7 protein-coding genes and 1 pseudogene are annotated in these 9,025 nt (G+C 51.6%); 3 read left to right on the forward strand and 5 right to left on the reverse strand.

The window, feature by feature from the left end:
- Positions 1–276 precede the first annotated feature (276 nt).
- A complete protein-coding gene (locus tag AC2215_RS05565; RefSeq protein ID WP_486808973.1) occupies positions 277–2,751 on the reverse strand; it encodes an ATP-dependent Clp protease ATP-binding subunit in 2,475 nt (824 codons plus the stop codon).
- A 326-nt stretch (positions 2,752–3,077) separates the two neighbouring features.
- The gene (gene rimI / locus AC2215_RS05570) at positions 3,078–3,647 is read right to left on the reverse strand and encodes a ribosomal protein S18-alanine N-acetyltransferase (RefSeq protein WP_486808974.1); all 570 of its coding nucleotides are present in this window, start codon (positions 3,645–3,647) and stop codon (positions 3,078–3,080) included.
- Between the two features lie 340 nt (positions 3,648–3,987).
- Here rimI and AC2215_RS05575 point away from each other — a divergent pair, with 340 nt between their 5' ends.
- The gene (locus tag AC2215_RS05575) at positions 3,988–4,923 is read left to right on the forward strand and encodes an alpha/beta fold hydrolase (protein WP_486808975.1); all 936 of its coding nucleotides are present in this window, start codon (positions 3,988–3,990) and stop codon (positions 4,921–4,923) included.
- 635 nt (positions 4,924–5,558) lie between these two features.
- Positions 5,559–6,050 (forward strand): hypothetical protein, encoded by a 492-nt coding sequence (locus AC2215_RS05580; RefSeq protein ID WP_486808976.1) that lies wholly within the window; start codon positions 5,559–5,561, stop codon positions 6,048–6,050.
- 120 nt (positions 6,051–6,170) lie between these two features.
- On the opposite strand, the gene AC2215_RS05585 is transcribed toward AC2215_RS05580, so the two are convergent.
- The 3 genes from AC2215_RS05585 to AC2215_RS05595 form a co-directional block, all read right to left on the reverse strand.
- The gene (locus AC2215_RS05585; RefSeq protein ID WP_486808977.1) at positions 6,171–6,851 is read right to left on the reverse strand and encodes a J domain-containing protein; all 681 of its coding nucleotides are present in this window, start codon (positions 6,849–6,851) and stop codon (positions 6,171–6,173) included.
- A 172-nt stretch (positions 6,852–7,023) separates the two neighbouring features.
- On the reverse strand, positions 7,024–7,620 hold the full coding sequence (locus tag AC2215_RS05590; RefSeq protein ID WP_486808978.1) for an ATP-dependent Clp protease proteolytic subunit: 597 nt from the start codon (positions 7,618–7,620) through the stop codon (positions 7,024–7,026).
- Between the two features lie 199 nt (positions 7,621–7,819).
- Positions 7,820–8,506 (reverse strand): ATP-dependent Clp protease proteolytic subunit, encoded by a 687-nt coding sequence (locus tag AC2215_RS05595; RefSeq protein WP_486808979.1) that lies wholly within the window; start codon positions 8,504–8,506, stop codon positions 7,820–7,822.
- A 308-nt stretch (positions 8,507–8,814) separates the two neighbouring features.
- Between AC2215_RS05595 and AC2215_RS05600 the strand changes: the two are divergent.
- Positions 8,815–9,025, forward strand: a pseudogene (locus AC2215_RS05600) (hypothetical protein); the annotation flags it as partial.

The following is a 9,025-nucleotide window of genomic DNA, read 5'->3' on the forward strand; positions in this document are numbered from 1 at the left end:
GCGGTATTCAGTTAGGTTAGGACAGTCCGAGCTCACAGAGCGTATCTTCAATCTTTCTCCCCCAGCTTCCCCCGCTCCCCCAGCTCCCCTTGCCCACGGTCACTTGTGTCCTAACGCGACTGAATATGGCTATAGATGCTCGACTCAATCTTCCCACCACAGCAAAACCCACTTCATCGAGAAAGCGGGTGACTGACTTCGATAAAGTGGGTTCGTTGTAGAGTAGCAATCTAGAGGACGATCGCACTAAGGACGATCGCACCTCATGTCATCGCATTATTGGGCACCTTGAGGCAGTAGTTCCCGCTGTTCCCCAGACAGAACTTGGACCTTACCATCATCGTCCACATCCACCACGGCGGTATCGCCTTCTTGGATGCGACCGGAGAGGATTTCCTCGGCCAAGCTATCCTCGAGCAGGCGCATGATTGCTCGACGGAGGGGACGCGCACCGTAGCTGGGATTGTAGCCTTCTTTGACCAACAAATCCTTGAAGCGATCGGTCACTTCTAAGGTAATCCCCTGTTCCGTCAGACGACCGAACACTTCCTTGAGCAGGATTTCGGAGATTTCCTTGATTTCCTCGACTACCAACTGGCGGAAGACGATGATTTCATCCAAGCGGTTGAGAAACTCGGGACGGAAGTACTGCTTGAGTTCTTCGTTGACCAAGTTGCGAATCCGGTTGTATTGCGCTTCGGCTTCGTCCTCGACGGAGAACTCGAAGCCCAGACCGCCGCCACCTTTCTCGATCACCTTCGAGCCGATGTTGGAGGTCATAATCAGCAAGGTGTTCTTGAAGTCTACCGTGCGTCCCTTGGCATCGGTCAGGCGACCGTCTTCCAAGATTTGCAGGAGCATGTTGAACACGTCGGGGTGGGCTTTTTCGATTTCGTCGAAGAGCACCACGGTGTAGGGACGACGGCGCACGGCTTCCGTGAGCTGACCGCCTTCGTTGTAACCGACGTATCCCGGCGGCGAACCGATGAGTTTGGAGACGGTGTGACGCTCCATGTACTCGGACATATCCAAGCGAATCATCGCATCTTCAGAACCGAAGAAGTAACCGGCCAGAGCCTTGGTCAGTTCGGTTTTACCGACCCCTGTAGGACCGGAGAAGATAAAGCTGGCGATCGGGCGGTTGGGACTCTTCAACCCGACGCGAGCGCGACGAATGGCCCGGGAAACAGCCTTGACCGCTTCTTCTTGACCGATTAAGCGCTGGTGCAGGGTATCTTCCATGTGCAGCAGCTTCTCGGATTCGGATTCCGTGAGCTTGTTGACCGGAACTCCCGTCCAGCTAGCAACGATATGGGCGATGTCCTCCTCCGTCACGTGAGGTCCGTCATTGGCCTCGTCAGCGGATTCGGCTTTCTTGCTGCTGGCGATCGAGCGGATTTCGGTTTTGATTTCCATTTCCCGATCGCGCAATTCTCCAGCCCGATCGAAGTCTTGGGAACGCACGGCCTCATCCTTCTCTTTGAGGATTTGACGCAATTCCTTATCCAACTCTTTGGCTGCCGGGGGCAACTGGGAGTTGATCAACCGCACCCGCGAACCGGCTTCGTCGATCAGGTCGATCGCCTTGTCGGGTAGGTAGCGATCGCTGATGTAGCGATCGGAGAGTTTGGCGGCCGCTTCGAGGGACTCATCCAAAATCTTCAGCTTGTGGTGTTGTTCGTAGCGTTCGCGCAAACCGTAGAGAATCTCGATGGTTTCCTCCACGCTGGGTTCGCCCACCATCACCGGCTGGAAGCGACGTTCTAGAGCCGCATCTCGCTCGATGTGCTTGCGATACTCATCGAGGGTGGTCGCCCCGATGCACTGGAGTTCGCCGCGCGCCAGAGCGGGTTTGAGGATATTCGCCGCGTCGATGGCACCTTCAGCAGCCCCCGCACCAATCAAGGTATGGACTTCGTCAATCACCAGAATCACGTTCTGGCAAGAGCGAATCTCATCCATGATTTTCTTGAGACGCTCTTCAAACTCGCCTCGGTACTTGGTTCCCGCCACCAGCAAGCCGATGTCGAGGGTGACTACTCGCTTGTCTTCCAAAATGTCGGGGACGTCGTTGTTGGCAATCCGCTGGGCCAAACCTTCGGCGATCGCGGTTTTACCGACCCCCGGTTCGCCAATCAACACCGGGTTGTTCTTCGTCCGACGACCGAGGATTTGAATGACGCGCTCGATTTCCTTCTGGCGACCCACCACCGGATCGAGCTTGCCTTCGGAGGCCATTTGCGTCAGGTTGGCACCAAACTCGTCCAACGTGGGGGTTTTGTTGCGACCGCCACCACCGCCGGCCGGGACTTCGGTCGTTTCGCCGAGCATCCGAATGACTTGGGTGCGGACTTTCGATAGATCGACGCCCAAGTTTTCCAGCACGCGGGCCGCGACCCCTTCGCCTTCGCGGATTAAACCGAGTAATAAGTGCTCTGTTCCGATATAATTGTGTCCGAGCTGACGCGCTTCCTCCAGAGACAACTCCAGAACGCGCTTAGCTCTTGGTGTAAAAGGAATTTCAACAGCGACAAATCCCGAGCCCCGACCGATAATTTTTTCAACTTCAATCCGAGCGTCTTTGAGATTGACTCCCATCGACTTTAAGACTTTGGCTGCGACCCCGGTACCTTCACCGATCAAACCCAGGAGGATTTGCTCGGTCCCAACGAAATTATGTCCCAGGCGGCGAGCCTCCTCCTGGGCGAGCATAATCACTTTAATGGCTTTTTCTGTAAAGCGTTCAAACATGGTGCGTTTCCATTACCGAACAGTTTTGAAGACGGAGCTAACGACCTGCTACCTACCCATCAATTGAACTTAGCATAGCAAACCTGACGGGGTTCGTGCTATCGGGGATTCGCCCCCAACCGTACTTCATCGGATCGGTCAAAATGCTGTATCGGCAACTACATATATAAAAGTATCGGGAAAATTTGTAGATTCTCAATGGCGCTCGTTGGAGCCGATCGCCCGCTGTATAAAACCGATATTTGCCTTCAGAATCGCCGGGATACTCGTTCGCGTCTAATCCCTCTACTTTGATGGATTTCAATGGGTATAGAGTCGATATTTTTTTACGCGACAAATCTCCAATTTGCGTCTCGAATTCGATGGTGAATTTGTGTCTTCCAAGCACTCAAGGTGTCTTCAAACTGGGGGTGTTGCAATCCACCCCTCCATAAAATCAACGCATCTTCACCGGTATCGGCATAGTAACGCCGTCGCCGTCCGGCCTCTTTGAATCCGAATTTTTGGTACAGGGATAATGCGGCGTGGTTGGAGGCACGCACTTCTAGGGTTGACCGTTCGAGTCCCCGTTGCCACGCTGCCTGCAATAAACTCAGGAATAAGGCGCTACCCAAGCCCTGTTTTTGATAGGTCGGGTGAACCCCTAGCAGGGTAATATGCGCTTCATCGACGATCGCCCAAACACAGGCGAGACCAATGAGAATCGGGACGCTCTCCTCATTATTATCGGAAGAACCCGTCACGATCGACGCCACCAACAAATCGCTATTGGGACTCTCGAGTTCTCGTTGATAGCCGTCTAACGTCCACAATCCTCCCAGACAAAGCCGATCGAGTTCGACGATCGCCGGAAGTAAATCCGCACTCAGAGGTTGGATTTTAACCAGATTCACCATTAACGCCACGTGTAACTGAATTCTCCAACACCTTACAACGCGGCAGAGCAAGCGTTGAGCATTCCGTTGTCAGCTCCTATTAGACATCTGCGAAAATCACAAATCACATCAATATCTATGCCGAAGTCATGAATTTCTTCCCCCTTAACCCTTAACCCTTTTCCACCAGAGGTCTATTTCTCCCCCTACTTCCCCAACTCCTGAGGAGGGCAAAGCATTTGGATATGTCAGGTTTCGTTTGTTGCAGAATTTATCGCCCAAATGCTTTGCCCCTACAGTCTCCCCCAGCCCCAGATGTGGGAAAATTATCGTCAAAATCCAATATCGAGTCGGGAAAACCATGACTGTTACGGCGACTTCCACTCCACCCACCTCCGAAGGTTTAGGACTCGGGGGTGAAGTATTTCGATACCCCTGGACTTGGCAAGACCAATCTGTCGAAGTCGTTTGGGAAAGCTTGGGTCAAGGCGATCCGATCTTGCTCCTACCCGCTTTGAGTACTGTTTCCACCCGTGGGGAAATGCGCCCCCTCGCCGAGTGCCTCGCAGCGCACTATCAAACAATCGCCCTGGATTGGCCGGGATTTGGCGAGTCATCCCGCTTGCCCCTCGATTACAAAAGTGCCCTGTATTGCCAGGTTCTCCAAGATTTTGTCCGAAACACCTTCAAGCAGCCGATTCCCGTCGTGGCAGCCGGTCACGCAGCCGGATACGCCATGAGTTCGGCCGGGCTGCACCCCCCGATTTGGTCGCAAATTATCCTCGCGGCTCCCACCTGGCGGGGTCCGTTCCCGACGATGACAGGCGGTCGAAAATGGTGGCACGCCCTTATCCGAGAGACGGTGCGATCGCCGCTTCTGGGTCAAGCTTTGTACGCCCAACTCACAAAGCCCAATTTTCTGGCGACGCAATACCGCCAGCACGTTTATGCCGATGCCGATCGCATCACCCCCAGTTTAATCGCCCAAAAGCGGCAAACCACCCAGCAACCCAACGCCCGGTTTGCCTCGGCCGCCTTCGTCACCGGTCGACTCGATCCGGCCGGCGATCGCGCCGAATGTTTGGCTTGGTTCGATCGCACTTCCGTTCCTGTTAGCATCGTTATCGGAGAGCGCACGCCACCGAAATCGAAAGCCCAAATGGAGGCAATCGCCGCTCGTTCTGAGGTGCGATCGCACCATTTGCCGGGTTCTCTGGCTTTACACGAGGAGTATGCCGCTGAGTTAGCCGAGGTCGTTCGATCGTGTTTGGAGAATCGATCTTCGTCAGTCGAGTGATGTCGTTCTTCTTATTCAATACGATCCAAGTAGATCGATCTTGAAAGTGGTAAAAAAATCCGGATCGACGCAACTTTGAATTGAAAGAACTCAGAAAGTCTCATCCGTCTTTTTCTCAAATCTTATCTGTTCGTATTTCTGAAAACCTTGTTAAATTTGGGAAAGAGTTAGATTACCGGTTTGAACTTCAATTTAAATTTTAAGTTGAGATTGATTTAGATTTGAATTTCTGTTAAAAAAACGATCGACTCTACGAATTTTAGTTGGAGTTTACTCTGGAGAACGTCAATATCGGGATAAGCTATAGCGCTTCGCGCTGGTTTATTGACACGATTGAAGAAATAAAATAGGTTTTTTCCATTTCCCATTCCCTATTCCCTATTCCCTATTCCCCATTCCCATGACTGAAAATGTGTAACGATACCGGCACGAACTGCTATAAAACCTCCATTCTGACTGTGTTGGTGTCAGAATAGATAGCGATCGATATCCCTGAGGCACACGAAGGAAGTTGCCTCGTTTGGGCAAACGACCGATAATTCAATATCCTGGACCCATACTCCCATGGGTTACAGATTGCGCTGCGATCGCTCTCCCTTGGCATCCTGAAGCCCCCAATTCTCCGTTTTGCGAATATGACTGCAATCCGTCCGTTTCTTCTCGGTAGAGTTTTCGACCCGGAGGGCATTAGCGGTGTCGGTCACGTTGCTGAAGGTGGCGTTCTCGTCAATGCTGACGGCAGCACGGGAATCGTCATTCTCGCCTGGCAAACTCGCTATCGAAGCGTTTCCGTCTACCCCACCCTCGAAGCACTAGAACATATTCAGTGTCGCGATAATAATACTTTGATTATTGACGCTCATGCCTTGCGAATTGCAGGTAAACGAGAATCGACGATCGCCGAACGATTACCCGCGCCGTTTTACCTACTCAAAAAGCGAGGTAACAGAGACCGTCAACCTCACAAAGTCGCCTGCGGGTGTCAGTTTTCGAATGGCAAAGTGGGTTTGATGTGGACGATGGATGCGGCGATCGTCTCTTGGTTCGACGATCTTGCCGATCTTCAAGCCATTCACGTTCGCGACAAGCGATCGCGCATCGTTTGGATGAAACCTTCAGAATTTTAAACGTTAGTTTTGAGTCAGAAATATCCGGTGAAAGTGGGGTATTGAGAATTTTAGATTTTAGATTTTATGGCTGTATTCAGTTTGCTTGGATAATGTACCCAACACCCGATCTCCCAAGTCTCATCGCAGCAAATTCTCCATGCGGCGAAAATCTCGCTCGACTTCCAGCCACAGCGCGCGATTGTGGGGATCGGTGCGGAGAGATTTTTTCAGATACACCCTCGCCTTCGAAAGATTTCGATTGTCTATCAGAGAGCGCCCGAAACGCTGATAGGTGACCGCCTGCCACTGGCGAATTTCCGTATCTTGGGGAAGCCGCGCGGCTAAACCTTCAATCAGGGCGATCGCGCGGGGATACTTTTGCTGGGCGAAGAGCTTCTGCAATTGTCCGTAGCTGCGGTGTTTGAGCTGTTTCTCGAACTCCGATAGACTGGGATGATCGCGAAAAGACGGGGCTTTGGGTTGACCGGAACCTTTGGGTGTTCGTGGCGGATTTTGAGGGGGCGCTTGAGGGGGGGTTGGCGGTTTTTGCTGGGGCGGTTTGGGCGTGGGGGGAGTTGCCGCCGGGGTGGATGACGGTTTGGGTGTGGGGGATTGCGGGGCGCAACCCTCGACATTTACCGCATCGAGTAAAACTTGGTAAGCTTGGTGGAGTTGGATAAATTTTTCGTGAGCGTACCGATCTCCGGGATTGATATCGGGGTGGTATTGCCTAGCCAGTCGCCGATAAGCGGCTTTCACTTCATTAAAACTGGCTCCTCGTTTCAATCCTAGGACGCGATAACAATGGGTTACGTTCACGGTGGTGGGTACTTAAAAAGGACTGGGTACGGAGATTCGGGAGTGCGAGATGAAATCGGCTTCGCAAAACTGAGAGGATTCTCGTCAATTTTCGATATTTTAAGCCGAATTCGCACCCGATCGCCCGTTCCCAGTCTCTATTTTAATCTTGGCGATTTTGGTTGCAGCAAACTTAGTCGGGACGATCTTCAATCACTCGATCGATCAGACCGTACTGCATGGCTTCTTCGGCGGACATAAAGTAGTCGCGATCGGTATCTTTTTCGACTTTTTCGAGGGTTTGACCCGTTTGAACGGCGAGAATATCGTTAAGCTGCTTCTTGATGCGCAAGATTTCTCGGGCTTCGATTTCGATATCTGTTGCCTGTCCCCGCGCGCCACCGAGAGGCTGGTGGATCATGATCCGCGAGTGAGGCAGTGCCAGACGCTTGCCTGGAGTCCCCGACGCCAGGAGAAACGCACCCATGGATGCTGCGAGTCCGACGCAGATGGTAATGACTTCGCACTTAATATACTTCATGGTGTCGTAAATCGCCATCCCCGCCGTCACCGAACCCCCTGGGGAGTTGATGTACAGGTAAATCGGCTTGTTGGGATCGTCGGAGTCGAGGTAGAGCATGAAAGCCACGATCCGATTGGCGAGAGCATCGGTGACCTCCTGTCCCAGGAACAAAATGCGCTCTTGAGACAGACGAGTGTAAATACTAATCCATTGCTCGTACTGACTGCCGGGAAGCCGGTAGGGAACGCTGGGAACACCAATAGGCATAATATCGTTTGGGGAATGAGGGGCAAGTAAATTGACAATTGACAATGGAGAATTGACAATTCCGTTTAGATTTTCAAAGCTTTTGAAAATCTCGTAAGCCAGTTTTTATACCATCTCTTCAAAAAGAGAAGTTTTTAGCTGAATTAATCGATTTCTGACACTCAAAAACAGCGTTCGTCTTTTCGATTACAGGGTTCAATTACATGGCCGGAATGGGAGCCGGGAGTTCTTTGGTATTTTCGAGCACCCGATCGATTAACCCGTACTCTTTCGCTTTTTCGGGGGTGAGATAGAACATCCGATCGATATCTTTTTTGACTTTATCGATGGGTTGCCCCGTATTTTTAGACAGAATTTCCAACAAGGTTTGTTTGTTGTTGAGAACTTCTTTGGCGCGGATTTGAATATCTGTTGCTTGACCGCGCGCCCCACTTTTGGCCTGATTGAGAACGATGGTGGCGTGGGGAAGACTGGCACGGCATCCCTTGGTTCCCGCCGAGAGAATCATGGCTGCCGTTCCCATCGCTTGACCGATGCAAATGGTGTGGACGGGGGGTTTGATGTAGTTGATGGTGTCGCAGATGGCAAAGGCTTCGGTTTCAAAACCGATCGCATCTCCGCCATACCAGGACGTTCCCGTGGAGTTGATGTAGAAAAAGATTGGCTTTTCGGGATCGTCGAACTGTAAAAATAGCAGTTGGGCGATAATCAGTTCGGTGACATCGATTCCCACACTGCGCTTCACATCGTCTGAGGAATACAACGGCAGTCCGAGATAGACGATCCGTTCTTTGAGCAACAGCGATTCGAGATCGGGTGGCGGCGTCCGATACGACATATCGCTATAGGTGTAACCCGTTTGCACGGCTCTGATGGGTGAATCCATGGAGTTAGACGACCTGTAGTTATCTGATGAAGAATGGCGATATTCTTTAGATATAGTAGCGTGTTCTTGGAAGCAGCAGGGGGCAACGCTTGGGTGCGGTTTACTGTACCTGGCGCCAAAATCCTCCCAGTGGCACGGCAGATTTCCGAAATCGATATCGAAGAATGAGGAGATAGCTACAAGAAGAGATCGGGAAAATTCAGAGTTCAAAAAGATTAAAGGCGTTACGCGAGTCGATCGATCTCAAATTTCAATCTCAAATTTCAACCTCATATTTCAATGGGTATTACCTCAGGACGTTTGAATTTATGAAAGTTAGCGTGCAACCGGCCCTCAACGATGCCAGTTTGGATGCGGCACAACCGACGAATCAACGGCAATTATCCGTCGCGGTTTCGGCAATTGCTGACAGTGTCGATCGCGATGTTCCCCTGAATTTGTGTTTGATTCTCGATCGCAGCGGTTCCATGGGGGGAAAACCGCTCAAAATTGTCAAGCAGGCCGCCCAACAAATCGTGG

It is taken from the genome of Zarconia sp., from assembly GCF_057467645.1.

Coding starts and splice junctions, on each gene's coding strand:
- AC2215_RS05565 (WP_486808973.1), bottom strand. CDS start 2,751: ATGTTTGAACGCTTTACAGAAAAAGCCATTAAAGTGATTATGCTCGCC.
- rimI (WP_486808974.1), bottom strand. CDS start 3,647: ATGGTGAATCTGGTTAAAATCCAACCTCTGAGTGCGGATTTACTTCCG.
- AC2215_RS05575 (WP_486808975.1), top strand. CDS start 3,988: ATGACTGTTACGGCGACTTCCACTCCACCCACCTCCGAAGGTTTAGGA.
- AC2215_RS05580 (WP_486808976.1), top strand. CDS start 5,559: ATGACTGCAATCCGTCCGTTTCTTCTCGGTAGAGTTTTCGACCCGGAG.
- AC2215_RS05590 (WP_486808978.1), bottom strand. CDS start 7,620: ATGCCTATTGGTGTTCCCAGCGTTCCCTACCGGCTTCCCGGCAGTCAG.
- AC2215_RS05595 (WP_486808979.1), bottom strand. CDS start 8,506: ATGGATTCACCCATCAGAGCCGTGCAAACGGGTTACACCTATAGCGAT.